A 26,162-nucleotide genomic window follows, 5' to 3' on the forward strand; every position below is an offset into this window, starting at 1 on the left:
TTTATATTTTAGAAATAGTCACTAAAGTAAGCTTCTGTATCTGGAATGATTCGCTCAAGTGACCGTAAAGTTTCTTTATCAGTTATGATTCGTTCGATTCGAGAAAGGTACGCAGCTCGGCGATAATTCATCATCAAACAAGTCAAAGTTTGGATATCCAAGTAAACAGCTTCACCAATTGGTTCATTAAGAATTTGTACTTGATCTTCTTCATCCCAAATCAAACCAAAGACGCCGTTATTCCAAGGTGCAATCGGATCTGTCAAAACGAAATGAAATGGTTTTGCTGTGCTAGCAAAAGGAAATTTTTGTAAAAATTCTTTGACATCAACGATTCTTGCCATAAAGTAAGGTTCGATTTGTTCCGTAATTTGGCTGTCTTCAAGTAAGAAAGCCAGTGGTTCATTTTTATAAATGTCACCTTTTACCCAATAAATCATAGAGAAATGTGCAGAAATGAAATTCCATAGACCGTTGCGTGCTTCTTGATTCAAATAAAACATTTCTTTTACATGAAATACTTCTTCTGCAACCCAATAGAACAAGACACCAAGTGGTTCTTGATTGGCTCCATAGTAGACAGCAGCCGTTCGTTCTTCTTCATTTTCAAAGCGCCAATATTCTTCCCAGTGAAAACCACTGCGAAAAAGTGCGCCATGATTTTGACGTGCAAATTTTTCATAGACAGCATAAACATCTTCGTGATCCACTGGTAAGCGTTCAACCATTCCGTTAACGGGAACTTGTTTAGGCAATTGTGTATCACGTATTTTAAAGGAAAGTTTATCTGACATGATTTCCCAACCTTTACGACGATAATACGGAATATTATAAGGGTAAAGATAAGAAATCCATTGTTTCTTTTTTCTCATATTATCTAAAGCAACGACAATCAAGTCTTGCATTAAACCGTGGTTCGCATACTCTGGATAAGTACCGACTCCTGTGACACCACCCATTAAATAAGGCGTACCATGAATGTTGACTTCACAAGGGTAGATAGCGATTTGTGAAATCAATTGGTTATCATAGAACCAACCAAATACTTCGGATAGTTCTAAGATAGGGCGTTTTGATTTGATGAATTCTCGTTTACTTTCAAATCCACTTTCCTCAATATCAGACTCTGTTACTTGAAAAACATAGGACAACAATTCGTTAAATTGATCTACGTTTTCCTCCGTAACTGATTTTAACTCAAGATTTTCTCTGAAATCTTTTTGATCCATTCTTTCATCTCCATTTATTTGATTGATTTAAGTATAACAAAACTTAGGAAAAAAAACTTCTAAACGGTCACTAATGAAAAAGGCTTTAAATTCCTGTATTTCGTTGGTATAATGGAAAGTGCTGATTAAATGAAAAGAGGAGACGCTATGGATATAAATAAAATGAAGCACCGCCAAGAGCAAATTCGTAATTTCTCGATTATTGCTCACATCGACCATGGAAAATCAACGTTGGCCGATCGTATTTTAGAAATGACGCACACTGTGACGTCTCGTGAAATGCAAGATCAGCTGTTAGACTCAATGGATCTCGAACGTGAACGTGGTATCACGATAAAACTTAATGCAGTTGAATTAAACTATACAGCAAAAAATGGAGAAACATATATTTTCCATTTAATCGACACACCGGGACACGTCGACTTCACCTATGAAGTTTCACGAAGCTTGGCTGCCTGTGAAGGGGCAGTGTTGGTCGTGGATGCAGCGCAAGGGATTGAAGCACAAACATTAGCCAATGTTTATTTAGCTTTAGACAACGATTTGGAAATTTTACCAGTTATCAATAAAATTGATTTACCTGCGGCAGATCCAGAACGCGTGCGTAAAGAAATCGAAGATGTAATCGGAATTGATGCCAGTGAAGCTGTACTAGCTAGCGCGAAAGCTGGAATTGGGATTGAAGATATTCTTGAACAAATCGTAGCATACGTTCCTGCACCGACTGGTAACTTAGAAGCACCGCTGAAAGCATTGATTTTTGACTCTGTTTACGACAGTTATCGTGGTGTCGTTCTAAATGTTCGGATCACTGACGGAGTAGTAAAACCTGGTGATAAAATTCAAATGATGAGTAATGGGAAAACTTTTGATGTAACAGAAGTTGGTGTCTTTTCACCGAAAGCAGTTGCCAGAGATTATTTGATGGTCGGCGATGTAGGTTACATTACTGCCAGCATCAAGACTGTGCAAGATACGCGTGTTGGGGATACCGTTACACTTGCTGACAATCCAGCTGAGGAAGCTCTTCCAGGTTATCGTAAAATGAATCCAATGGTTTATTGTGGTTTGTACCCGATAGAAACTTCTCGTTATAATGATTTACGTGAAGCATTGGAAAAACTGCAATTAAACGATGCTGCGTTACAATTCGAGCCAGAAACGTCACAAGCACTTGGCTTTGGATTCCGTTGCGGCTTTTTAGGATTGCTGCACATGGATGTAGTGCAAGAACGATTGGAACGTGAATTTAATTTAGAATTAATTACAACGGCGCCATCTGTAATTTATCATGTGAACAAGACAGACGGTTCAACGATTGTTGTAGATAATCCGGCTGACTTTCCAGAACCTGTCACTATTCAAGATGTTGAAGAACCTTTTGTAAAAGCACAAATCATGGTTCCTAATGAGTTTGTTGGCGCAGTTATGGAATTGTCGCAACGCAAACGTGGTGAATTTATTACAATGGATTATCTAGATGATTATCGTGTGAATGTTGTTTATAACATTCCATTGTCTGAAATCGTGTTTGATTTCTTTGATAAATTAAAATCAAGTACGAAAGGTTATGCCTCTCTTGATTATGAAATGTCAGGTTATCAAAAGAGCAAGCTAGTGAAAATGGACATCTTATTAAATGGTGAGAAAGTCGATGCACTTGGCTTTATCGTCCATCGTGACTTTGCCTACGAACGTGGAAAAGCAATCGTTGAAAAGCTGAAAAAACTGATTCCAAGACAACAATTCGAAGTCCCAATCCAGGCTGCAATTGGCCAAAAAATCGTGGCTCGTTCGGACATTAAAGCTTTGCGTAAAAACGTCTTAGCAAAATGTTACGGTGGGGATGTTTCTCGTAAGCGTAAGCTTCTTGAAAAACAAAAAGAAGGTAAGAAACGAATGAAACAAATCGGTAGTGTCGAAGTCCCTCAGGAAGCGTTCATGGCTGTTCTGAAAATGGATGAGGATGAGCCGAAGAAATAGCAAAGGGTCTAGCCATTGGGCTAGACCCTTTTTGTTGCGTTTTTCCACGGCTGTATGGGGAAAATTAAATCATACTGTCTTTTAACATTGTTTCAAATATATCTATAGTATCTTTTTTCATTTTTTTTGTAACATGAGCGTAGGTATCCATAGTGGTTGAGATGCGTGAGTGTCCCAGATGTTCTTGAATAATTTTTGGTTTTATATCATCTTCTAGTAACATGGTTGCGTGTGTATGACATAGCGAGTGGAAATTAAACTTTATGTTCAAATCTTTCTTTATTTTACTTGCAGACCATTTAATAGAATTGGGCGTTACTGGTTCACCGTTTTCTTTTGTGCATATGGCATTAGAATCGTGATACCATTTTCCATATTTCATTCGATTTTCTAGTTGCTTTTTTATGCAGCAGATGATCGAGTTAAAGGTAGTATCCGCAAACAAGAGTATTTATATCCAGTTAAACAATAAAAAACTGAAGAATGAACAGTTGGTAGTTATTAAAAAATCTACTTTCATGGGTAAGTGAGTGTTACGTCCTTCAGAGGCTATTAAAAAGTTGTATCTTAAACCACAGATCATTTTAGTGAGTTTTTTTATCATAAAAACACTCATAATCTCCTAATTTACGTTTCTGCCAATCTTTTTTTAATCAGCGATTCGTACTCTCGGCACTCTTTCATCATTTTTGTGAAGATTTGTTGTAGGTCATCTAACTTGCGCTGACAACAAGATAAAATCTGAACTCCTTTTCACAGCTACAGATAATAAGTGACAGTAAGAATGATATTAATTCTTCGAATAACAGCTGAGATTGATACTATTCTAAGATTTAACTGTTCCTAATGTCAGAAACAAGAACTAGTTATTAGACTGTGTACACGCGCGGGACTAATCCAGAAGCAATTCTCTAGTTGTAGTTGGCTAAAAAGATTGTTTAGATAATATTTTTTTAGGGGCTAAAAATATTCATGTTATAATTAAATCATGGATTCTTTTATACTTACGATGCGATAAAGTGAAAATCCTATATTTAGGGAGTTGGAAAAATGAGCAGCGAGTACACAAGCGAAGCGGATATTGAAAAACAACTTATCGAGCAGTTAACAAGTGGTGAGAGCCAATGGACTTATCGGAAAGATTTAAACACCGATAATTTATTATGGCAAAATTTTTTTGAGAAGTTAGAACAGAATAATGTAAGAGTACTGGACGACAATCCATTGACTGAGCAAGAAAAGCTTCAAATTCAAAACCAACTAAATTTTGTAAATTATTATGAAGCCGCAAAATGGATTGCGGGTGAGAATGGCATTGCAAAAGTTCAAGTTCAGCGAGAAGATGCGAGTCTAGGAACAATCCGACTAGAGGTCCTCTGGCGAGACAATGTAGCTGGTGGGAAATCTAGTTATGAGGTTGTCAATCAGGTACTAAGAGATAAAATTGATACGAAAGATGCGGATCGCCGTTTAGATGTGACCTTATTAATTAATGGGTTACCGATGATTCATATCGAACTAAAGAATCGTTCAACAGGATTCATGGATTCCTTTCGTCAAATAAAAAAATACGACGCCGAAGGTAAATTTAGAGGCATTTACTCTACTTTGCAAATGTTCGTCGTTTCTAATGCTACTGAGACAAGATACATTGCTGCTGCTAAAGAATCTAAGATAAATGATCAGTTCTTGACAAAATGGGTAGATAAAAACAATCGGCCAGTTGTTTCATTAAATGATTTTACAGACCAAGTTTTATCTATTCCTCGAGCACATCAGATGGTTATGCAATATTCAGTAATTGATGATGATAAAAAATCACTGATCTTACTTCGACCATACCAAGTGCATGCAATTGAAGCCGTCAAAAAAGCTAGTGGTCGTCAACAATCTGGCTATATTTGGCATACTACCGGTAGCGGGAAAACTTTAACAAGTTACAAAGTTGCTCGCAATCTGCTTCAAATTCCAGCAATTGAAAAAACGATTTTTGTCGTCGATAGAAGAGATTTGGACCAACAGACAGCTTCAAGTTTTCTTTCCTATGCAGAAAACGACACGATTGATATCGATGAAACAGAGAACACACATAATCTAGTTAAGCGTCTTTACGCTTCAGATATGCCTGAAAAACAGTTTTCTATTACTGATTTTCAGCAATAATTGCATGCATAGAATGGAAATTATTAGTTGAATTGACAGCAAGCTAAAATCATTCTTTACCATTGGACCTAATAACCAATAAATAGTTTATGTATACTAGTACATAGTTCGATGATAATGTTAACCAAACTATAGCCGTGGTGTGGTGCCAAGTGAGCTATCTAACAAAAGAGTACAATTTCATGGCGTCGCAAATGTATCTAAAAAACGAGTACGAGTTATATTGGATAAAAAACTACAAAAAAGAATTATCTAGCTAAAATAAAAAATATTATTTTTTAGTAACTTTAGTCAGTTTTACATAGCGTTGTGCCCAAGTAGAATACGCTTGTCTGATCAATTCGATATAGCGCTAAGGGGCGTTAAATCAATTACTCAGCAAACAAAATTAGGTTTTTATTTATTCTCACTCAATTACAACATGTCCAGATAGATTGCTCTACCAAATCCTTTAGGCGGTCTCAATCAATGAGGGGATTACTAATGGAAAGGACAAGTCATTTTTCTTTAAAAAGGTTTAAATTCAAAATCCGATTGTCAGCGCAGAAAATCTATGCTACTATTTCGTTAACCTTTAATCTTTATTTGGTTAACCAGATGTAACGAACAATAAAAGAAATTTAAAATAGTGCATCCGGAAGAAGAATTGGATTAGGTCAATAAACTTAATATAGAGGAATGTGAAGTGTGATATGGATAAAAAGATGAAATCTACAAGGGAATTTGATGTAAAAATATTGACAAAAATGGCTTTATTTTTAGCCTTAATCATCGTTTCTGGGATGATTGCTATTCCTGTCCCAGCTATTGGAGTTCCAGTTGTTTTACAGAATATGATTATTATGTTGACTGCTGGATTTTTAGGCAAGAAATATGGAACAATCACGATTGGCATGTTTTTAGCCTTAGTATTTATGGGTGTGCCAATCCTTTCTGGCGGTCGTGGTGGCTTAGCAGTTTTATTTAGTCCTAGTGGCGGTTTTTTGATTGGATTTTTACTTTGCGGTTTTATAATTTGTCCCATATTGGAAAAAATTGGTAGTGACACTTACTGGAAAATATTATTAGCTTTTATCGTAGGCGGTGCCTTGTTCATCAATATTTTGGGGAGCTTCACTTTAGCTTATTTTAGTCATCAGTCTTTGTGGACAGGGTTAAAAATGGCAGCTTTTTTTGTTCCAATCGACATTGGAAAATCGATAATCGCGGCTATTATTTACCAACGACTAAAAAAATATACTGTTTCTGGAGAAGCTAAATGATTCCTTTTTCCAATATATCCAAAGAAAAAACAGCTATCATTTATCATGAGCAATTCATTAATTATGGGAAACTACAACAAATGAGTCGTTCTTATCAGAAGAAAATTCAAAAAGAAGAAGAACGGATTGTTTTTATTCCTATGGATGAGTGTCCGGAAACCGTTTATAAATTAATTGCTTGTATCTTGGCAAAAAAAATTTTTGTTCCTATTTCAAATCAAAGACCAGAAGAACAGGTAAACAAACTTATAGGTGAATTTTCCTCTTCTATTTTATGGACGAAAGAAATTTGTCATTTTCAAACAAATAATAAGCCCATCTTATTTCCAGAAGACACACTTTTTATCGGATTTACTTCTGGAACAACGGGAGAGAGAAAAGGGTTTATTCGTAATCAAAAAAGCTGGATTAACAGTCTCAACATTTTTCATTCAGTCCCCGTTTTTGCAAAAAAAAACTATGTGACCTGTTTGACGCCACTTCATTATTCATTAGGTCTTTATACATTGTTACAAACATTATGTTCAGGACAAACTTATTTATTAGGAATAAGAAAAATAAGTAGTCTTGCATCAAATCCGGCTGTTCTCAATGATAGTCAAATTTTCTCAGTACCGACGGTTTTTAACTATTGGATTGAAAAAATGGAGAAGCCAATGTTTGGTACATTTGATGTGATTTTGGGTGGGGAATCAGTCACAGAAAATCAAAGAAAAACGTTTGCCTCTAAATGTCCTGAAGCAAGATTATTTGATTTTTATGGAACATCAGAAACAAGTTTTATTAGTTACAATGATCAGCAGCTTCCAGAAAGAAATTGCCTAGGCAATTTCTTTCCTAAAGTGCAAGTGACGATTCTAGACGCTGACGATTCGATTGGGGAAATTGCTGTGAAAAGTCCCATGAATTTTCAAGGCTATTTAAATAATGGACAGATCATCTTAGCAGAGGAAACGATTAAAACTGGAGATTTGGGGAAATATGAAAAGGTTCTTTTTTACTTTGGACGTAAAGATAAACGTATTAACCGAAAAGGAGAAAAAATATTTCCTGCTTATCTGGAAAAAATAGTCTTACAGTTACCCCAAATTAAGGATGCTTTGATATATGGTGTGTCTGACCCAGAATTGGGCGAACGTGTTTTGGCGGAGGTTTTTTGGAAAGATGAACCTCTTGCATTGAGTGCAATTAATGAATTTATCAAAGAAAACAGTTATCGAAAAGGTAAAATTGATACCTTACTTTCAGTCCAAGAAATTCAATATAACGAAAGTGGAAAGAAAAAAAGATTTATACAGGAGAAATAAAATGGAACGAATCTATATAATCGATGGTGCAAGAACACCTATTGGAAAATATGGTGGTATGTTTTCTGAAGTATTACCCGAACTGTTAGGGGGGACATTATTAAAAAAATTACTGAATCGAAATGAATTAACTAGGGTGGATGAGGTAATTACTGGCAATGTCATTGGCGGTGGAGGAAATGTAAGTCGTCGAATTTCTCTGGTATCGGGTTTAGATATCACTGTCCCCGCATTTACTATAGATCGCCAATGTGCTTCAGGATTGGAGAGTATCTTAGTCGCCACTGCAAAAATTAAAAGCGGAATGGCTGAGTGTATTGCCTGTGGTGGTGTGGAAAGTACTAGTCGTGCTCCATGGCTGATTGAGCGACCCACACGTCTCTATGGTCGCAATCCATTCATTTTAGAACGCGCTCCTTTAAGTATTCCAGAATACGGAGATCCTGCAATGGGAATTGCTTGCGAAAAATTAGCTGAAGGTCTACAGATTGATCGTTTGAAGCAAGATCAATATGCTTATGAAAGTCAAATGAACTATCAAAAGGCTAAATCAGCCAAGGTATTCTCAAAAGAAATTATTTCTTTCAATCAATTTCATGAAGATGAGTGTCCTAGACCTAAAACAACGATTGCTAAATTAAGTGCTTTGCCCTCAGCCTTTTGTCAAGGAGGGTCGTTGACTGCCGGGAACAGCTCTCCCCTAAGTGATGGGGCAGCTTTTTTACTTCTCGCTAGTGAACGTTATTGTCTAGAACATCAATTGGTGTTTTGCCTGAAAAATTTGGTTTAGGGCCAATTTATGCTACTGAAAAACTGCTCAAGAAAAATGAAATGACCTTGTTAGATATGGATCGGATTGAATTAAATGAAGCTTTCGCAGCACAAGTTTTAGCATGTTTTCAATTAGAAAAATGGCCAGAGAATCGCGTAAATGTATCTGGAGGTGCCTTAGCCTATGGTCATCCTTTTGGTGCTACAGGGACTATCTTGGTCAGGCGTTTAATGAGTGAATTACAACAAAAAGACCATCTAAAAAAGGGACTTGTGACGATGTGTGTGGGTGGTGGACAGGGAACGACTTTAATGCTTAGGAAGGTAAGTTCACAATGAAAGTCAGTAAAAATATTTTAATTGGGAAAGATGAAATAGCTGAATATAAAGCCATAGTTCATTACGAAGGAAAAGAATGGCCCAAGTCTTTCCTATTGACATTGTGGCGCTATTTTTCTGTTTCAGAATTAGAAAAATACGAGCACTTATTAGTAGAACAAACTGTCGTTATCAAAAAGAAAATCATATTAGACCAAACTTATGAAGTTACACTTGAAAAAGTAGAAGTTCAGCAAAAAACGAGCATTGCTTTTTGGACATACTTATTAACGATTAAAAAGGAGGGGATTTTCTATGGAGAATGCCAAACCAAGATCTATGTTCGGACTGCTGGGAACCTTTAGTTTTTCTCTGACAGACTTACAAAAATATCAAGAATTTTCTAAGGATAAGAATCCTGTTCATAATACAGGTGTGGTGTTTGGAATTCAATTAATGGCTCGAATTGAAGGCTTGATTGAAAGAAAATTGAACCTAAATATCACTGGAAAATATACTTATTATTTTTTAGAAAAGGTCATGGTTGGCGAAGAAATAAGCGTATATTTAAGTGATAACCAACAGTTCGAGGTATGGTCTTTCAATAAAAAAATAGGAGAAGGTGTTTTTGAACATGAATAAAGTCGCGTTAATAACTGGAGGTACAAAAGGAATCGGCCGTGGATTAGTAGAGACCTATTTGCTAAATGGCTATTCTGTAGCTACTTTCTCAAGTGAAAAGATCAATACCGAATCATTAAGAGAAACCTATGTAGATTTTCCCGAAGACAAGTTGCACGTAAAAACATTAGATATTCGTAATGAAGACTTAAGTCGGAAGTTTGTTCGAGAAGTGATTGAAAAATTTGGCCGAATCGATACATATATTTTTAATGCCGGTATTTGCCAAGACAAATCTTTTGGAAAGATGACAGGAGAAGAATGGACAGAGGTCATTTCCGTGAACTTTACGAGTGCTTTTGGAATGACTCAAGAGGTCTTTCGACAAATGAAAAAGCAAACAGGACGGAAAACAATCTTTTTTATGACCTCTTTATCTGGTTTGGAAGGAGCTTTTGGTCAAGCCAATTATGCAGGGAGTAAAGCAGGGGTAATTGGCTTAAGTAAAAGCCTAGCTATAGAAGGAAAAAAATATGAAATCGAAGTAAATGCTATTTCTCCGGCAGCTTTGACAGATATGACAAGCCCAATTATCGAAAAAATGACTCAAAACTGTAAGAACACGGGAGAATTGTTCCCAGATGATTGGAAAATAGGTTCTCCTAAAGAAGTTGCCCAAAGTATTTATGCGCTTTCTAATTATAGCAAGCTGGGTACAGGAAAGATTTTTTCCCTTAATGGATTGAAAATCGAAGTTTATAAACCAAATGCGAAAGTATCGTTTTCTATGGAGAAAGAGAATGATTAAAGACTTATTTGATTTGAAGTATCCAATTATTCAAGGGGCAATGGCTCAAGTTTCTTATTCTTCATTAGTAGCAGCGGTTTCAAATCAGGGAGCTTTAGGCACCTTGTCTTCTTATGGACTTACTGGAGAACAATTAAAAAAGGAAATCCAACAGGTGAGAGAAAAAACAACACGGCCTTTTTCCTGTAACGTAATGTTACAACAAGTGAATAGCGATGAATTAATCGAAGTAATTCTTTCTGAGAATATCCCTATTGTGAGTCTTAGCGCTGGATTTAAACCAGGTCTTATTCAAAAATTGCAGGAAAATAACAGAAAAGTTATTTCGGTTGTAGGTAGCAAACGCCAAGCAACAAAAGTAATTGACAGTGGGACAGATTGTATTGTCGTGGAGGGAAATGAAGCAGGGGGCCATATTGGAAATACGAAACTGGAAACTTTACTTTTAGATACCTTAGCGATGACTAAGATACCAGTTGTTGCAGCTGGTGGCATCATGACAAATAAAGACATACAACAGAAATTGCAAGTAGGAGCGGCAGGCGTTCAATTGGGGACTGTTTTTCTGCTTAGTCAAGAGTCTTCATTATTAGAAAACAGTAAAAAGTTATTGCTGAGTAAAAAGATCAAATCAGAGATATTTACAAAATCTAGTGGGAAAAAATTTCGGGCAGTAAGAGTAAAAGAGAACTATCTACCATGTGGAATTGGCATTGATAGGATGAATCAAATTCTTACTGTTTCTGAGATTATTAAAAAGCTAAAATAGCTTAAGGTAACAAAGCAATCAATGTTTTAATAAAGGTGTGCTCCCGATAAAAAAGTACAAAGGAATCAAAAAATTTATGATAGATTAGATGCTTTTGAAAAAAGGACTAAACTTATATCATGAAAAGTAAAAGATATTACCGCTATTTAAAGAATATATTTTGAAGAGCCACAGAGTATTGACGGAGAAATAATTGATAGATGCGGAGTGAAGAAGCAAGATGGATTGTATGCATAAGGAAGATAATAGTTTCTTGTGAAGATTCCCAGTAAAAAAACTACTGTTGTGGAGCCGCCTTTTCAAGCATGTGCTTACTTGCTTACGAAAAGGACAGGCTCTTTTGTTCGTCCTATTCATATTTTTTTAAAGATGATAAATAATACATATGATGAAACAATATTTTTATTTTAAAAATCAGATATAATAAAGATGGAAAAGAAAGGTGCGAGTCTATCATGGAAATCAGATTACTAAAGTACTTTTGGACCGTAGCACAGGAAGGGAATATTTCTAGAGCGGCTAAATTATTGAACATTACGCAACCTACTTTAAGCAGACAAATTCGTGAATTAGAGGAACAGGTGGGAATGCCGCTGTTTCAACGAGAAAAAAACCAGCTCTATCTTTTGCCGGAAGGTGTTTTTCTAAAAGAACGAGCAGAGGAGATTCTTCAGCTAAACGACAAATTAGAGCAAGCTTTTTCCAATAAGAAAAAGAAAGAATTGACAGGAACAATTGTAATTGGCTGTGTCGAGGCGGATAATTCTGATACGGTGGCGATGATGTTAGAAGAAATGGTCAGCGATTATCCCAATGTCCACTTTACTATTGTAACAGGAACAAGTGATGATATTAGCGATCGTTTGGAAAAAGGTCTGGTCGATTTAGCTGTGCTATTAGAACCAATTGCGCTTAAAAATACAAAAGTTTTAAAATTACCACGAGAAGAAAAATGGGGATTTTTAGTTTCGAAGGAGTTAGTCATCTCAAATAATGAAAAAATAAAACCAGAAGATATCGCTGGGTTACCTATTTTGTGTTCTAATCGGATGGAAATTCAAAAATTATTGAGTACTTGGAGTGGCACCGCTCTAGAAAACTTAAACATAGTTGGAAATTTCAATTTGATTTTTAATATTTTTTCACTGGTAGAAAATAAAGTAGCTGCCGCTCTCACAATTGAAGGGGCTGTTTCCAAAAGACGGCTAGAAAATTCAGTATTTATCCCTATGGAACCAGAAGTGAAGACTAACTGTGTGTTAGTGTGGAAAGAACGGATTCAAACACCGGTTATTCAAGAATTTATTTCTCGTTTCAAACATGCTTTTGGGGCATAGAGGTATATGCAATAAGCATTAGACGCAAATAAAAACGAGTTGTACGATGAATTTATCAATCGTACAACTCGTTTTTATTTGGAAGTAGGAATTCGGCAGTTTGAACCCCAAGAATCATTGGCTCATAAAATTGTTGAATGTTTGAATGGAGGAAACAAACATGGTGAAACATGAAGAAGTGAAAAATGGTGTAATCTTTCCAATTGGCGAAAAAAATGATGCTTATGCGCAATATTTTATTGGACAAAGTTACTTACAAGGATTAATTTCTGATCCAAAAATTAGCGTAGGTGTAGCCAATGTGACTTTTGAACCGGGCTGTCGGAATCATTGGCATATTCACCATGATGGATTCCAATTATTACTCGTAACTGGAGGAGAAGGTTGGTATCAAGAAGAAGGAAAACCTGCAAAACTTTTAAAAGCTGGTGATGTGATCACGACACATGACGGTGTTAAACATTGGCACGGAGCAACGAAAGATAGCTGGTTTGAGCATCTTGCAATTACTGCCGGCACTCCAGAATGGTTAGAACCAGTGGACAATCAATGGTATGAAAATTTAACTAAATAAAGGAGGAACACTCTGATGAAAAAGCAGACAGCAGGAAGAGAACAACTAGGTGAGTTTGCACCACAATTTGCAGCATTAAATGATGATGTACTTTTTGGAGAAGTGTGGGCAAAAGAAAACGAATTATCTGCCCATGATCGCAGCATGATTACTTGCTCCGCGCTTTTAGCATTGGGCGCTCCTCAGCTAGAAGCTCATCTCAAAATTGCCAAAGAAAATGGTGTCACAAAAGAAGAAATCACAGCGTTGATTACGCATCTGGCTTTCTATGCTGGTTGGCCTAAAGCGTGGAGCGCCTTTTCAATGGCAAAAGAAATATTTGGCAGTTAAATTTAAAATAATCGTCAAACTAGAAATTTAAAGGAGAAAAAATAATGATTTTACAAGAAAATTATCTGTTAAATAATGGGATGAAGATACCTAAAGTTGGATTTGGCACGTGGATGATTGATGATAAAGTCGTAGCCCAAGTAGTAGGAGATGCCTTGGCATTAGGGTATCGCCATATTGATACGGCTCAGGCTTACGGAAACGAGCGTGGAGTTGGAGAAGCAATTCGAGATTCTGGAATTGATCGTTCAGCTATTTTTTTAACAAGTAAAGTAGCTGCTGAGCATAAAACGTACAATACAGCAGCAAAATCAATCAATGAATCTTTAGCAAGACTAGAATTAGAAACAATTGATCTCATGATTATTCATGCCCCTCAACCATGGGATGAATTTCGAGAAGCAAATTATGATGAAGAAAATATTGAAGTCTGGCATGCGTTAGAAGAAGCGGTGAGAGAAGGAAAAATTCGCTCCATTGGATTGTCCAATTTCAACCAGCATGATATCGAAAATATCTTAAAACATGCAACAATAAAACCAGTAGTCAACCAGATTTTAGCACATATCTCAAATACCCCATTTGGCCTCATTGATTTTTGTAAGAAAAACGATATTTTGATTGAAGCTTATTCTCCTGTGGGGCACGGTGAATTAATGAAAAATGTGGAACTAAAAGAGTTAGCTGAAAAGTATCAAGTTTCGGTTCCTCAACTTGCGATTCGTTATTGTTTGGAACTTGGTCTGTTACCTTTGCCAAAATCTGCCAATAAAGAACATATTAAAATGAATGGAGAACTTGATTTTAAGTTGTCAAGTAAAGATCTGGAAAAGTTAAAATCAGTCAAAATGATGGATGACTATGGTGAATCAAGTAATTTTCCGGTTTATAGTAAAAAATAGAGTGTTCATTTTTTGTTGCAATCATATTTTGATGTCTCTAAATTATTGGTTGATACGTTGTTTTCAAATCAGTTTATTTTTTCTAATGAAGTAAGGCTACTTTCAATAGATATCGAAATTGAATGTATGTTCTTTCTAGATAAAAAAAGAAAAGCCCTGAGGCTTTTCTTTTTTTTTCATTAAACGGCCGCTTTAAATTTAGCCGCTTTCTCAAATGAAACTAGTGGGCTAAAATGAACCTCAATTTCTCCGTTCTGATTTAAACCAAAGTGAGCAGTACAGTCCATTGATTTTCCAGGAGCAACAGAACCCATAGTGTTATCATTTGGATATGTCGAAGCTTTTTTATTGTCAGGACCGTAAACTTCAACATCCATGCCAACAGGTAAGTCTTCATCACCGTTATTTGTCATTGTATAAGTAATCTTAACTACTTGAGCTGGCTGTGTTTCATCAAATTGATTTCGTTCATCTGTAAGTTCAACTGTATTTAAAGTATATTCAGCATCGCCAACTTTAACGGTATCACCAACGTTGTAGAAATTTTCTGTTTCTTCTTTTGAAGCAGATGTTGAAGAAGAAGTTTTCTCGACTTTTTCTCCACCGTTCTTGCTGGCAGCTTTTTTATCATTTCCACCGCCTAATGCACCACCAACGATAAATACAACAATCACTACTAGAATCCAAAACCAAACTCTTTTATAGAATGGCTTTTTCTCTTTCATAACGTATGTTTTACCATCTTCACCTGTAACTTTGTTCTTTGCCATTTTTTCTCCTCCAAAAATATATTACTCCCGTTTATAGGCAGGCAGCGATAGTCGCCTTTATAATTAAAGAAGTACATACAATTTAACTTTCCCCACAAAGTTTTGAATATAATTCTTAACTACCAAAATTAAATTGAAAAGCTATATACTGATTTTAAAAGACAATTGTAGAGAAAAAATGTAACTTTCCTTATCACTATCATTTTTTAACTCCCAGAATAGGGCAGTCGAGTCGGAACATCTTTAGTATGTTGTTTTTACTCAGGTAAAAGAGTTTATGCCATATACGATACTAACCTTTGAATCATGCAATTGTTCAAGTTCAACTAGACTTTTTAGCTGCCCGTTCAAGTGCCTAGTTTATATCTAGCAAGTAATCAGTAGTAACTTCAAAAATATCGGCAAGTTTTTGAAGTTTTTCTGTAGTGACTTTTCTTGGAACGCTTTCAATCTTATTTCTAACAAATTCTTTCCTGATTCAGTTTGAGTTCAACTCATTTACTTAAGTCAGATTATGTTATTGATTAAATCATGATTATCCATAAGTAAAAAGCCTACCAAGGTTGTTTTTTCCACAATTATTATACCATCAACATAAAAGGAAAAATATAAAAATATGATTTTTATACGGATATATCGATTTTTTTTTTTGAGTTTAATAGATGAAATTGTTGAAAAAGAAAAGTGACAGTCGTACGATATAGTGTTTGGCTTAATATTTTAAGAAAAATCCAATGATGTTATTTTCTTAAAATATAAATCAAAAATTATCATTTTATAGATTCTAACGGTTATAGGTTCAAACATTTCCTTGAAGTGTTTGATTAAGAAAAGTATCGGCGAAGGTTTCATATAGATTGTGAAGATTTGAAACAATTTCTTGAACATTTGAGTGATTGATCATTACCTTCGAATAAAAATAAAATTTGGCTATGGTTAATATTAAGTGCCATGAACCGTAGTAACCTAAAAATACTGACAAAGTTGTCCGATTAGTTGATAGGATAACTATTGGATGGTGTTTCAAGTTTCACTAAAGAGCTTCTTGTTTTGGCTCCTCAACTGAGTGTTCAAGAGGTCATAGTTGGTTTGAATATTCTCTCATCTTATATACAGGTAAAATAACATTAATCTAAAAAATTCTTTTTGATCTGATAAGCATTTGCTAATGACTTATTAGTAGATCAAAAAGAATTTTTTTATTCTTCCGAAGGTAAAACTTGGGCCAAAACTCGGCTCAGATCATCGGCACTGGTTCCATCATCGTTAATCAACCATTCCTCGACTGTTCCCAGAACACCTCTGACAAAATAAGTGAAATAGTATTCAAGCAATCGTGGATCGTCTTCATGGTATCTAGTGGCAAAACTCTCAATGGCTACCTCGTGGACCTCTTGAAAAATAGCTTTGATTAGATGACTATTCTGATAATTACGGGTCAAAATAGAAGAAAGTGGTTGTGCTTCTTTTAAGATAGTGATTAGTCGACTTAGCCATGACGCCAACTCTTCATCACTGTCAATTTTAATTAAGGGAAGGATTTTTTCGATAAGTTGTGCTTCGATTTGGTGGAAAAGATCTATCGTATCTGTGTAATAATTGTAGAAAGTCCCGCGATTCACATCTGCTCTTTTACAAATATCGGTAACAGTAATTTTTTGGAGTTCTTTTTCGGACAACAATTCCAAAAAAGCTTCTTTGATTATCTTTTTTGTATAAATAGTCCGACGATTATTTTTGATTCCAGCCATGAGCATACATCCTTTCATTTTTCATTTATTGAACAATTCAATATTTTTTGTCTACTCAATGACAACTCCAAGATCTTTGCATATTGTCATGAGTTCTTGAAACGATTATACTAACAACAAAGTATATAATCAACAGGGTGTTGAAAACATGACGAGGTGAATAAACATGAGCTATATTGAAGTGAAAAATGAGTCTAAACGATATCAAATGGGAGATACAACCATTACAGCTAATAATGACATCAGTTTCTCAGTTGAAGAAGGTGAATTAGCTGTGATTTTAGGTCCTAGTGGTGCTGGTAAATCAACGGTATTAAATATCCTAGGTGGAATGGACACTCCTGATGAAGGTCAGATTATCGTTGATGGGATGGATATCGCCAATTTTAATAACCGACAATTGACAGAGTTTCGGCGAACGGATGTAGGATTCGTCTTTCAGTTTTACAATCTAGTTCCCAACTTGACTGCAAAAGAAAATGTAGAGTTAGCTACTGCTGTATCACCAGACGCCTTAGATGTGGAAGAAACGTTACGCCAAGTTGGCCTTGGTGAACGAATGAAAAATTTTCCAGCTCAGCTTTCCGGTGGGGAACAGCAACGGGTAGCAATTGCCCGTGCGTTGGCAAAAAATCCTAAAATTTTACTCTGCGATGAACCGACAGGAGCGCTTGATTATGAAACGGGAAAACAGGTGTTGACGTTGTTACAAAATGTAGCTAAAAAACAAGGTCGGACGGTACTTTTAATTACTCATAACTCGGCAATCGCACCTATAGCAGATCGAATTATTCGGATCAATGATGCTAAAGTCCGCTCCGTGGAAATTAATAAAAATCCATTGCCTGTGGCTGAGATTGAGTGGTGAGGTTATAAAAATGAAAAATCTCTATATTCGTAGTATCTTTCGAGATATTCGTCAAAGTCTAGGACGTTTTATCGCGATCATTTTGATTATTTTCATGGGTGTCTTATTATTTGTAGGAATCAAGTCTATTGGACCGAATCTTGAAAAAACTGTCCAAGAATTTGTTACTAGCCATAACGTTTCGGATTTGCAAATTCAAGGAACAGCTGGTCTGACAAATGAGGATTTGGCTATTGCCGAAAAAGTTGCGGGCGCCAAGGGAGAACTAGGCTATAGTTTTCCTTATGTGGAAGAACAGCAAGATCGTAATTTACAGATTTATTCTTATGCTAAGGATAAAAAGCAAAATAAACTGACGCTACTGCAGGGAAGTTATCCCAAAAATAATCAGCAGTTGTTGATGGATGAGAGCTTAAAAGAACAATACCCCCTGAACAGTAAGATCACGATCAAAGATAACCAATTAAAAGATGAGACTTTTACAGTCACAGGTTATGTGGCTTCTCCCATATATGTGGATAAAAAAGAACGCGGCGTTACGACTGTGGGAGATGGGATGATCGATGGTTACGTCTATTTACCTGAAACAGCTTTTGCTAGTGAAACCTATTCTATTTTGTATTTGCGTTTCTCCGATTTGAAAGAGACAGACATGATGTCCGATGTTTATAAGAAACAGATGATCGATAACGAGGAAAAATTACAAAAACTTTTTGATGAACGCAAAGAGCCACGAAAAACTGAGTTACAAGATATGGCTAATGAAGAGATTGTCAAAGGAGAACAAGAGTTACAAGAAAATCAACAAAAGCTGAGTGATGGGCAAAATGAACTGAACACAGCGAAAGAACAATTGAGCAGTCAACAACAACAGTTGGAACAACAAAAAGCACAACTTGAGATACTTTACGGTCAAACTGTCGCTGATAACCAGTTAGCCTCAGCACAAAGCCAACTGGAACAGGCAGCCACAACACTTGCTGAAAAACAGGATGAGCTTACGGAAAACCAACAAAAATTAACAGAAGCGCAAGCGAAGATTGACGAATCGAAAAAAGATGTCGCAGCCATTAAAACACCCAACTACATTCTGACTCAAAGAAGTTCAAATCCTGGTTTTACAGAATTTACTAGTCTATCTGACCGAATTGATGCGATTGGAAATGTTTTTCCAGTTTTTTTCTTTTTGATTGGCATCTTGATTACATTTACTACTATTACACGTATGGTTGAAGAAGACCGAAAAGAGATTGGTACTTTGAAAGCGTTAGGCTATCGAAATAGTGAAATCTCACAGAAATACTTATTGTACGCCTTAATGACAGGGACTATCGGAACGGTTTTTGGAGTTATTGTGGGAACGAAAGGACTGCCACCTGTTGTTTTCACTATGCTGAAGAAAAATTATGTTTTTGAAAACTACCCGACTGATTTTTGGCCTTGGCCGATTTTAGTGGCAATACTTGCGGCTCTTTTTGCAACCGTTGCTGCCACTATTTATATCTTGATCAAAGATTTACGGGAAAAACCTATGGCGCTTTTGATGCCTAAAGCACCAAAGCCCGGAAAAAGAATTCTTTTAGAATACATTACACCTTTATGGAGCCGATTGAGTTTTAACCAAAAAGTGACGTACAGAAATCTTTTCCGCTATAAAGCTCGAGCAATTTTGACGATTCTTGGGATCGCAGGCTGTATGGGCTTAATGGTTGCTGGATTTGGTTTACAAGATTCTATTGGTGGTGTTGTGGATGTTCAGTTCAAGCAACTGAGTCACTTTCAAGGAATCGTTACTTTGGAAGACGAAGCAAATGTCCAAAAGGCGAATAAAGTGCTGACTGCTGATGACAAAGTCAAAGAAAGTATGAGTGTTTTTGCTGATCAAGTGAAATTTAAAAAAGAAGGGGCCAGTGATCTAAGTGCATCGTTGTACGCGTTTAAGAATACGGATCGTGCCAAGGATTATTTCACCTTGAAAAAAGCGAATAAAAAAGAAGCTGTAAAGATTACCGATGATGGCGCAGTTGTCACGGAAGGTATTGCGAAAGCTTACGATGCTAAAATAGGCAGTAATTTGACGATTCAAGATAACGAAGGAAAAAAAATGAAGATAAAGGTTAGTGGAATCGTAGAAAATTACCTTGGTAATACAATCTTTATGGATCAAAATTACTATCAAAAAGTAACTAATAAAGATTTCACTGAAAATACTGTACTCTTCAAAAGTCATGAGATGTCTTCTCAAGAGGAAGAAAAATTAGCAAATCAATTGCAAGACACTAATCAAGTGACAACAACGACTTTTATGAGTACGCAAGCAAGCAAACAAGCTTTTGCTAGTGAGAATTTACGACCAGTTGTCTTGATTTTTATCGTTTTGTCAGGCACGTTAGCTTTTGTTGTTTTGTTTAATCTGACGAACATCAATGTGTCGGAGAGGGAACGAGAGTTGGCAACAATCAAAGTTTTAGGTTTCTTTGACGGAGAAGTTACGATGTATATCATTCGAGAGAACGTTATCTTTACTCTGGTAGGCATTTTATTAGGATGCGGTGTTGGTAAGGTCTTGACCTGGTTCATTATTACGATGGCTAGTGCCGATAATATGGCTTTTCCACTTTTGATTCCGGGAATGGGTTATTTCGTTTCGGGCGCATTGACGGTCATCTTTTCTGCTATCGTGATGTTTATCACCCATAAAAAGTTAAAAGAAATTGATATGATTAGTGCTTTGAAATCGAATGAATAAAAGTAAAAAGTTTTGTAAGTAGCTATTAAGTCACTTACAAAACTTTTTTTGTAACGTAAAGTTGCGTTTAAAAAAGCAAAAATGTGTGAGTGCTGGATTGGTTATGAATGAAGGACATCAGATAAATTAATTTGATACAAAATAAATCTTTTAGGTTTTAAACAGAAGTTCATCTGCTACTTGGAAGAACTTAATCAAGTTGATAACATAAATGCAAAAAAGAATTGCCAGTTTAATTATAGGCTGCTGGACTGACAACAGTAGAAAGATACACTTTGACAGAATCAGAAGTAGCACACCTGCCTGTTCTTTTAAAGTCATTCACTACAAATTCGTCTGTTTATGGTCTCATTTTTGATCAAATATAAATTTTTTCTAAATGATTTCATAAGCAACTCTAAAGAAAATTCGTTTTTTTACGATTTATTTTGATATTCCTTGAAAAAAAAAGTAAGCTTTTTATGAAATTAAATAAATATAAGTAAACTTGTTAGGTGAGGCTCCTAAACAAACACAGGCTATTGCGCAGAAACGTCGAAAGACGCCAATGTGTAAAATAGGAATTGTCGGATTAAGGCTTTTCATAAAATAGCTAAGAGAAATTCTTTACGTTGTTTAGTGCTAAAACTCAGACGATGAGATTAATTGTGTGGGACACCAGATTTGTTAGTTTTTTTAGCTAACGTTTGGTGTCCTTTTTTTGAGGCTATTTACTGTTTCTCTCCCGTCTTAACCAAGTGCTTAAAAAGGAGAGAGAACATTGTGAGAAAAAGAAAAACGATCGACTGGCTATTATTATTGCCCTATTTGGGAGTGAGTGTAGTCGGGCTCTTACTTGTGTTCAGTGCAAGTTCGTACAGACTGACAGCTGAGGGGCAAAATGCATTATCGCTATTTTATAAACAAGCTATTTTTATGGGGATGAGCTGGTTTGTGATTGCGGGAATCTATCGGCTAAAAAAGAAAATTTTATTAAAAGGATTCCTTGCCAAAAGTCTGCTAGGCTTGGGAATCGTTAGTTTGATTTTGGTTTATGTCATTGGCGTAAATATCAACGGAGCACAGCGATGGGTTTCATTAGCTGGTATTCAATTTCAGCCTTCTGAAATAACGAATGTAGCATTGATTCTTTATCTGGCGTATTTTTTTCGGATTGAACGGACGAAGAAGGAAATGTGGGTACCTTATGTTTTAGTTTTATTTAGTGGACTATTGATTTTATTTCAACCAAAAGTGACAGGAGCAATCATTCTTTGGGGAATCGCACTAGTAATCATTACAACAGCACAATTGCCTTATCAAGTTTCAATTGGCCTTTTTCTAGCAACAATTGCAGGAGTTGCAGTGGTAGGTGGAATGATCCTTTTTCTAGGTAATCATGATCTTTTACCAAATTTGTTCATGCATACCTATGACCGTATTCAGTTAGTGAGAGATCCATTTTTAGATCCGTATGGAAAAGGATTTCAGATGAGTAACTCCTATTATGCGTTATATAATGGTGGCTTCTTTGGTCGAGGGTTAGGAAATAGTATTACAAAAAAAGGTTATCTACCAGTGGCAGAAACAGATTTTATTTATTCGATTTTAGTAGAAGAACTGGGAATGATCGTCGGACTAATTGTTTTAGGACTTCTTTTTTTAATCATTCTTCGATTGTTTATGTTAGCAGCAAAAGAAACCAGTCAACAAATTAGTCTGATTTATTTTGGCGTTGGCACTTTGTTGCTCTTACAAACGAGTATCAATATTGCAAGTATCTTAGGGCTGATTCCGATGACTGGAATTCCACTACCGTTTATCAGTTACGGAGGAACAAGTTATTTGTTCTTATCGATTGCTTTAGGAATCTGCCTAAAATTTTCCTCGGAGGTAAGTGTAAATGATCAAGCGTTTGAGCAACGAGTTTAACTATTCTCTGTTTTTGCCGATTTTCATTTTTTATTTGATGAGTATAGGAGTGCAAGCGATAGCTGCTGATTTGGATGGGGTTGATGTCAGGCGTGTTATTCTAAAGCAAACGATTTTTTGTCTTGTCTCGTTTATCCTGCTAGTTGTCACCAGCAGGATTCCTGTATCAACCTTACTAAGATATGCACCGATTTTGTATGTGTTATCACTTGGATTAATGGCTCTCTTATACTGGTTTTATGATCCAGCAATGTATGCTTTAACAAACACAAAACGGTGGTTGCGAATTGGCTCGTTTTCTTTTCAGCCTTCTGAGTTGATGAAACTAAGTTTTATTCTTTTTATGGTACGGCTGACAGTTAGTTATGAAATGGAATGGTCTCAAAAAAATTTAACTAGAGACTTGAAAAGTGATTTGCGTTATTTAGTCAAGATTGCTATGTACAGTTTGCCAACCTTTTTGTTGATGTTTATGCAGCGAGATTTTGGAACGAGTTTAGTCTTTATTGCAATCCTAGGTGCGTTGTTTATTATTGCTGGCGTGCATTGGAAAATTTTGACGATTATTACAGGTATCGGTGCAACATTAGGTAGTACATTGTTAGTTCTGGTGTTCAGCGAATGGGGAAACAAGTTACTTTATTCCTTACATTTTAAGACCTATCAATTAGACCGTGTTCGTGCTTGGATTGATCCATTTCAATATAGTGACACGATTGCATATCAGCAAGTTCAAAGTCTTTATGCGATTGGTAGCGGTGGATTATTTGGACGTGGGATTAGCGGAATCTCTGTGTATGTGCCAGTTCGAGAATCAGATATGATCTTCACTGTAGTTGGTGAGGGCTTTGGTTTTATGGGCGCGGCATTCGTCGTTTTTCTGTATTTCTATTTGTTTTATCAAATACTTTCTGCGGCTTTGAGAACCAATAATAAAGCGAACCTTTACCTTGCAGTGGCGTTTGTTTTTGGATTGATGTTTCAAATTTTTGAAAACATCGGCGCAGCAATTGGTATTTTACCACTAACTGGGATTCCATTACCCTTTTTAAGCCAAGGCGGCACTTCGTTGATTGTGCTGGGAATTGGGCTGGGCGTCACGATGGGATTCAAGAAAAAAGAGCTTGTTATGAACAAAATAAAAGAATAAAAAGTGAGGATACTTTATGCGAAAGAAATTGTTTTTAAATAGCACTGTTGCATGGATTTTACTAATCATTGTTACAACAGGGGTTATGATGAATGCATCATGGCTTAATCATGTGGATCAAATCTTCATCCAATATCGATTACCAGACAATACTTATGTAACTGTTTTTGTAGGCATGTTAGCGAAAGTGGCAACAATTGTTCCAATGGTACTCATTTTTGGTGTAATAGCAATTTTCTTACTAAAAACGAATCGCAAATCATTAGCAATCTGGTGTTTTGGAAATCTTATATTGGTTAGTGGTATTGGTTATGTCTTAAAACAGTTGATCCAAAGGGCACGCCCAGATCAATTACAATATCTTGCACGTTCTTCTTATAGTTTTCCGAGTGGCCACTCTGCGTTGATCATGACATTTATTTGTTCCATGATTGTGGTTTATGCTTTCAGTAGTCAAAAGATTCCTCTATCAATCAAGCTGGGTTTCTGTTTCTTATTCGTTATGATTGCTGGTGGTCGCATTTATTTGGGTGTCCATTATTTCAGTGATGTTTTTACTGGATTGTTGCTTGGATACGGTACTACTTTTGGAACAGCCGGACTTTTTTATCCATACTTGCGACAAGAAACATTAACTATTCAACAAACTAAAAAAGGTCATTTTTCAACGTGGCAAAAAATTTTACTAAGTCTTGTTACTGTTCTAGTTATCATTGTTTCTGGTTTGAGTGTCTTTGCTTTGCGCTTTTATCACAGTAGTCAAAAGATGGCAGACTCAATGTATTCGCCCGTTGAACGAAAAGGAAATACAAAGGCACCAGAAGCTTCAGAACCAATGAGTATTTTGCTGTTGGGAATTGCGAATGATTCGAAAAGAAAAACCGACTACAGGGCAAATACAATTATGGTGGCAACCTTGAATAATCAGACAAAGAAGACAACTTTAGTCAGTATTCCACGAGATTCGTTTGTGGAAATCGTTGGAGCAGATTACGAGGATAAAATCAATCATGCACATTCAATTGGCGGACCAGAAATGATTATGAATACGGTTGAAAAGTTTTTAGACATTCCAATTCATCACTATGTGTCGGTCAATATGGACGGGTTGCAGACACTGGTAGACGCAGTGGGTGGAGTCACTGTGGATAATGATTTTGCTTTTTCGGCTGAAGGAATTGATTTTCCAAAAGGAAAGCAACATTTGGATGGCTGGGAAGCCTTACAATATTCGCGAATGCGTTATGAAGATCCTACAGGTGATTATGGGCGTCAAGGTAGACAACGAGAAGTAATGGAATTGTTGATCGACAAAATGTTATCAACGAAAAGCGTTTTTAGTTATCAGAAAATTATGGACGGTATTGGAGAGAATGGGAAGACGGATCTGACCTTCGATCAAATGCAAAAAATCTTAACAGGTTATTATTCTTGCTTAACAACTATTGAAAGTGAACAAGTCCAAGGTGAGGGCTTTACGGGAGATGGAATCACTGGAAATGATGGAATATCTTATCAAAGAATACCAGAAGAAGAAGTCCAAAGAGTAAAAGATTTATTGCATAAACAATTGAACATGTAAGGAAGAAATTTTAGCAGAGGTCAGTGAATAAAAAGTAATTTCTTAAATTCCCCACGAAAAAGCTAGGTAACGCCTATCTTTTTCGTGGGAATTTTATTCAGTAGATAACTTTATTGATTAATGAAAGGAATCTAGACTAACTCTCAATAATTAAAAATAAAGCCCCAAATAAGTTTCAATCAATAAATCAGCTTGAAGCATTAGTGCAGAGCGAGAAGTAATGTCATAGTTTTCATAAATATTTGTTGGCATGGAAGAGCTTAGCGTAACATCAGTTAACTTAGCTAGCGTACTATTACCATTATTCGTAATAGAAAATAGATCAACTCGTTCAACGTAGTTCATCTTTTTTACGGCTTGAATAATTGTTTTTGTTTCACCGCTCATCGATAAAAAGAGAACAATATCATCTTTTTTGGTAAACGTTGGCATCAACTCAATCAGATGTGATTCATAGGTATAAAGTGTGGACTTATTTAGCTGTAAAAATCGCTTGGCGACGTACTCTGCAATCGGCTTTGTTATGCCAACGCCGGCAACATAGAGTGTGGAAGCACCGTGGATTTTTTGCGCAATGTACGTTAATTTGTCTAAATCGGTACCGGTTATCACTGCATCTAGATAAGAGCGGTATCGTTCAGCCAGATCCTTTTGCGGAACAATTTGTGTGTCGCTGACAATTCTTTCTACTAAGTATTTAAAATTGGAAAAGCCATCTAGCCCAAGCTTTTTGGTCATTCGAATAATCGTGGTATTTGATGTGTTTAATTTCTCAGCAATTTCAGATAAAGTAAGTTTTTTTACTAGATTAGGATGTTCGTCCAAATAATAAAAAACATATTTCTCAGTTTCAGATAGATTTCCAATATCAGTTACAAAATAATTTTCAATAGCACCCATCTTGTATCTCCCCCTTGGCGTATAATTATACGCTTTCTGAACTTTTTTTAATACGGTTTTGTGATATAACTGTGTTTGTAATGAATGAAAGGGCTTTTAATTATTTG

General features: G+C 36.0%; 22 protein-coding genes, 2 pseudogenes and 1 riboswitch. Of the genes and pseudogenes, 19 read left to right on the forward strand and 5 right to left on the reverse strand.

The window, feature by feature from the left end; all coding sequences use genetic code 11:
- Nucleotides 1–8 precede the first annotated feature (8 nt).
- Complete coding sequence (locus tag IGJ93_RS05830) at nt 9–1,229, reverse strand: GNAT family N-acetyltransferase (RefSeq protein ID WP_067481808.1); 1,221 nt, start codon at nt 1,227–1,229, stop codon at nt 9–11.
- Between the two features lie 147 nt (nt 1,230–1,376).
- Here IGJ93_RS05830 and lepA point away from each other — a divergent pair, with 147 nt between their 5' ends.
- Complete coding sequence (gene lepA / locus IGJ93_RS05835) at nt 1,377–3,212, forward strand: translation elongation factor 4 (protein ID WP_071868438.1); 1,836 nt, start codon at nt 1,377–1,379, stop codon at nt 3,210–3,212.
- A gap of 64 nt (nt 3,213–3,276) precedes the next feature.
- Here lepA and IGJ93_RS05840 read toward each other — a convergent pair.
- Nucleotides 3,277–3,615 (reverse strand): annotated as a pseudogene (locus tag IGJ93_RS05840) (tyrosine-type recombinase/integrase); the annotation flags it as partial.
- Nucleotides 3,616–4,262: 647 nt separating this feature from the next.
- Here IGJ93_RS05840 and IGJ93_RS05845 point away from each other — a divergent pair.
- From IGJ93_RS05845 to IGJ93_RS05905, 13 genes and pseudogenes are all read left to right on the forward strand, one after another.
- Nucleotides 4,263–5,372, forward strand: a pseudogene (locus IGJ93_RS05845) (type I restriction endonuclease); the annotation flags it as partial.
- Nucleotides 5,373–6,067: 695 nt separating this feature from the next.
- Nucleotides 6,068–6,637, forward strand: a complete 570-nt coding sequence (locus IGJ93_RS05850) for a biotin transporter BioY (protein ID WP_082294073.1) — start codon at nt 6,068–6,070, stop codon at nt 6,635–6,637.
- Nucleotides 6,634–7,944, forward strand: coding sequence for an AMP-binding protein (locus IGJ93_RS05855; protein ID WP_311798153.1), 1,311 nt, complete (start codon nt 6,634–6,636; stop codon nt 7,942–7,944). The genes IGJ93_RS05850 and IGJ93_RS05855 overlap by 4 nt, the downstream gene beginning before the upstream one ends.
- Nucleotide 7,945: 1 nt before the next feature.
- Complete coding sequence (locus IGJ93_RS05860) at nt 7,946–8,734, forward strand: beta-ketoacyl synthase N-terminal-like domain-containing protein (protein ID WP_430597031.1); 789 nt, start codon at nt 7,946–7,948, stop codon at nt 8,732–8,734.
- Entirely contained in the window at nt 8,689–9,054 is a 366-nt protein-coding gene (locus tag IGJ93_RS05865; protein WP_430597032.1) for a hypothetical protein, read from the forward strand. Before IGJ93_RS05860 ends, IGJ93_RS05865 begins: the two co-directional genes overlap by 46 nt.
- A complete protein-coding gene (locus tag IGJ93_RS05870; protein WP_067481818.1) occupies nt 9,051–9,398 on the forward strand; it encodes a hypothetical protein in 348 nt (115 codons plus the stop codon). Before IGJ93_RS05865 ends, IGJ93_RS05870 begins: the two co-directional genes overlap by 4 nt.
- Nucleotides 9,349–9,675: a hypothetical protein gene (locus IGJ93_RS05875; RefSeq protein ID WP_270492546.1), complete on the forward strand. Its 327-nt coding sequence runs from the start codon at nt 9,349–9,351 to the stop codon at nt 9,673–9,675. The genes IGJ93_RS05870 and IGJ93_RS05875 overlap by 50 nt, the downstream gene beginning before the upstream one ends.
- Complete coding sequence (locus tag IGJ93_RS05880; protein ID WP_311798154.1) at nt 9,668–10,462, forward strand: SDR family NAD(P)-dependent oxidoreductase; 795 nt, start codon at nt 9,668–9,670, stop codon at nt 10,460–10,462. Before IGJ93_RS05875 ends, IGJ93_RS05880 begins: the two co-directional genes overlap by 8 nt.
- A complete protein-coding gene (locus IGJ93_RS05885; protein ID WP_071869341.1) occupies nt 10,455–11,231 on the forward strand; it encodes an NAD(P)H-dependent flavin oxidoreductase in 777 nt (258 codons plus the stop codon). The genes IGJ93_RS05880 and IGJ93_RS05885 overlap by 8 nt, the downstream gene beginning before the upstream one ends.
- 455 nt (nt 11,232–11,686) lie before the next feature.
- Nucleotides 11,687–12,568 carry a LysR family transcriptional regulator gene (locus IGJ93_RS05890; RefSeq protein WP_218658226.1) on the forward strand — a complete coding sequence of 294 codons (882 nt, stop codon included), beginning with the start codon at nt 11,687–11,689 and terminating at the stop codon, nt 12,566–12,568.
- Nucleotides 12,569–12,728: 160 nt separating this feature from the next.
- Nucleotides 12,729–13,142, forward strand: a complete 414-nt coding sequence (locus tag IGJ93_RS05895; protein ID WP_086270972.1) for a cupin domain-containing protein — start codon at nt 12,729–12,731, stop codon at nt 13,140–13,142.
- Between the two features lie 15 nt (nt 13,143–13,157).
- Nucleotides 13,158–13,472, forward strand: a complete 315-nt coding sequence (locus tag IGJ93_RS05900; RefSeq protein WP_071869340.1) for a carboxymuconolactone decarboxylase family protein — start codon at nt 13,158–13,160, stop codon at nt 13,470–13,472.
- Between the two features lie 44 nt (nt 13,473–13,516).
- Nucleotides 13,517–14,374: an aldo/keto reductase gene (locus tag IGJ93_RS05905; RefSeq protein ID WP_067481832.1), complete on the forward strand. Its 858-nt coding sequence runs from the start codon at nt 13,517–13,519 to the stop codon at nt 14,372–14,374.
- 179 nt (nt 14,375–14,553) lie between these two features.
- Here IGJ93_RS05905 and IGJ93_RS05910 read toward each other — a convergent pair whose 3' ends face one another.
- Nucleotides 14,554–15,144 carry a DUF4352 domain-containing protein gene (locus tag IGJ93_RS05910; protein WP_071869339.1) on the reverse strand — a complete coding sequence of 197 codons (591 nt, stop codon included), beginning with the start codon at nt 15,142–15,144 and terminating at the stop codon, nt 14,554–14,556.
- Between the two features lie 1,199 nt (nt 15,145–16,343).
- On the reverse strand, nt 16,344–16,895 hold the full coding sequence (locus IGJ93_RS05915; protein ID WP_067481836.1) for a TetR/AcrR family transcriptional regulator: 552 nt from the start codon (nt 16,893–16,895) through the stop codon (nt 16,344–16,346).
- 166 nt (nt 16,896–17,061) lie between these two features.
- On the opposite strand from IGJ93_RS05915, the gene IGJ93_RS05920 reads away from it, so the two are divergent.
- The 5 genes from IGJ93_RS05920 to IGJ93_RS05940 all read left to right on the forward strand — a co-directional run bounded on the left by IGJ93_RS05920 (nt 17,062) and on the right by IGJ93_RS05940 (nt 25,155).
- Complete coding sequence (locus IGJ93_RS05920) at nt 17,062–17,763, forward strand: ABC transporter ATP-binding protein (RefSeq protein WP_071869338.1); 702 nt, start codon at nt 17,062–17,064, stop codon at nt 17,761–17,763.
- A gap of 10 nt (nt 17,764–17,773) precedes the next feature.
- Entirely contained in the window at nt 17,774–20,512 is a 2,739-nt protein-coding gene (locus IGJ93_RS05925) for an FtsX-like permease family protein (protein WP_311798155.1), read from the forward strand.
- 479 nt (nt 20,513–20,991) lie between these two features.
- A riboswitch (M-box (ykoK) riboswitch) is annotated at nt 20,992–21,159 on the forward strand.
- Between the two features lie 115 nt (nt 21,160–21,274).
- The gene (locus tag IGJ93_RS05930) at nt 21,275–22,423 is read left to right on the forward strand and encodes an FtsW/RodA/SpoVE family cell cycle protein (protein ID WP_071869336.1); all 1,149 of its coding nucleotides are present in this window, start codon (nt 21,275–21,277) and stop codon (nt 22,421–22,423) included.
- Nucleotides 22,395–23,573, forward strand: coding sequence for an FtsW/RodA/SpoVE family cell cycle protein (locus tag IGJ93_RS05935; protein ID WP_071869335.1), 1,179 nt, complete (start codon nt 22,395–22,397; stop codon nt 23,571–23,573). Before IGJ93_RS05930 ends, IGJ93_RS05935 begins: the two co-directional genes overlap by 29 nt.
- 16 nt (nt 23,574–23,589) lie before the next feature.
- Nucleotides 23,590–25,155, forward strand: coding sequence for a phosphatase PAP2/LCP family protein (locus IGJ93_RS05940; RefSeq protein WP_067481846.1), 1,566 nt, complete (start codon nt 23,590–23,592; stop codon nt 25,153–25,155).
- 150 nt (nt 25,156–25,305) lie between these two features.
- Here IGJ93_RS05940 and IGJ93_RS05945 read toward each other — a convergent pair whose 3' ends face one another.
- Entirely contained in the window at nt 25,306–26,055 is a 750-nt protein-coding gene (locus IGJ93_RS05945; protein WP_067481850.1) for a MurR/RpiR family transcriptional regulator, read from the reverse strand.
- Nucleotides 26,056–26,162 lie beyond the last annotated feature (107 nt).

The sequence above is a fragment of the Enterococcus sp. DIV0174 genome (assembly GCF_050529065.1).
Lineage (GTDB): Bacteria > Bacillota > Bacilli > Lactobacillales > Enterococcaceae > Enterococcus_B > Enterococcus_B thailandicus.

Coding starts and splice junctions, on each gene's coding strand:
- IGJ93_RS05830 (WP_067481808.1), bottom strand. CDS start 1,229: ATGGATCAAAAAGATTTCAGAGAAAATCTTGAGTTAAAATCAGTTACG.
- lepA (WP_071868438.1), top strand. CDS start 1,377: ATGGATATAAATAAAATGAAGCACCGCCAAGAGCAAATTCGTAATTTC.
- IGJ93_RS05850 (WP_082294073.1), top strand. CDS start 6,068: ATGGATAAAAAGATGAAATCTACAAGGGAATTTGATGTAAAAATATTG.
- IGJ93_RS05855 (WP_311798153.1), top strand. CDS start 6,634: ATGATTCCTTTTTCCAATATATCCAAAGAAAAAACAGCTATCATTTAT.
- IGJ93_RS05860 (WP_430597031.1), top strand. CDS start 7,946: ATGGAACGAATCTATATAATCGATGGTGCAAGAACACCTATTGGAAAA.
- IGJ93_RS05870 (WP_067481818.1), top strand. CDS start 9,051: ATGAAAGTCAGTAAAAATATTTTAATTGGGAAAGATGAAATAGCTGAA.
- IGJ93_RS05875 (WP_270492546.1), top strand. CDS start 9,349: ATGGAGAATGCCAAACCAAGATCTATGTTCGGACTGCTGGGAACCTTT.
- IGJ93_RS05880 (WP_311798154.1), top strand. CDS start 9,668: ATGAATAAAGTCGCGTTAATAACTGGAGGTACAAAAGGAATCGGCCGT.
- IGJ93_RS05885 (WP_071869341.1), top strand. CDS start 10,455: ATGATTAAAGACTTATTTGATTTGAAGTATCCAATTATTCAAGGGGCA.
- IGJ93_RS05890 (WP_218658226.1), top strand. CDS start 11,687: ATGGAAATCAGATTACTAAAGTACTTTTGGACCGTAGCACAGGAAGGG.
- IGJ93_RS05895 (WP_086270972.1), top strand. CDS start 12,729: ATGGTGAAACATGAAGAAGTGAAAAATGGTGTAATCTTTCCAATTGGC.
- IGJ93_RS05900 (WP_071869340.1), top strand. CDS start 13,158: ATGAAAAAGCAGACAGCAGGAAGAGAACAACTAGGTGAGTTTGCACCA.
- IGJ93_RS05905 (WP_067481832.1), top strand. CDS start 13,517: ATGATTTTACAAGAAAATTATCTGTTAAATAATGGGATGAAGATACCT.
- IGJ93_RS05910 (WP_071869339.1), bottom strand. CDS start 15,144: ATGGCAAAGAACAAAGTTACAGGTGAAGATGGTAAAACATACGTTATG.
- IGJ93_RS05915 (WP_067481836.1), bottom strand. CDS start 16,895: ATGGCTGGAATCAAAAATAATCGTCGGACTATTTATACAAAAAAGATA.
- IGJ93_RS05920 (WP_071869338.1), top strand. CDS start 17,062: ATGAGCTATATTGAAGTGAAAAATGAGTCTAAACGATATCAAATGGGA.
- IGJ93_RS05925 (WP_311798155.1), top strand. CDS start 17,774: ATGAAAAATCTCTATATTCGTAGTATCTTTCGAGATATTCGTCAAAGT.
- IGJ93_RS05935 (WP_071869335.1), top strand. CDS start 22,395: ATGATCAAGCGTTTGAGCAACGAGTTTAACTATTCTCTGTTTTTGCCG.
- IGJ93_RS05940 (WP_067481846.1), top strand. CDS start 23,590: ATGCGAAAGAAATTGTTTTTAAATAGCACTGTTGCATGGATTTTACTA.
- IGJ93_RS05945 (WP_067481850.1), bottom strand. CDS start 26,055: ATGGGTGCTATTGAAAATTATTTTGTAACTGATATTGGAAATCTATCT.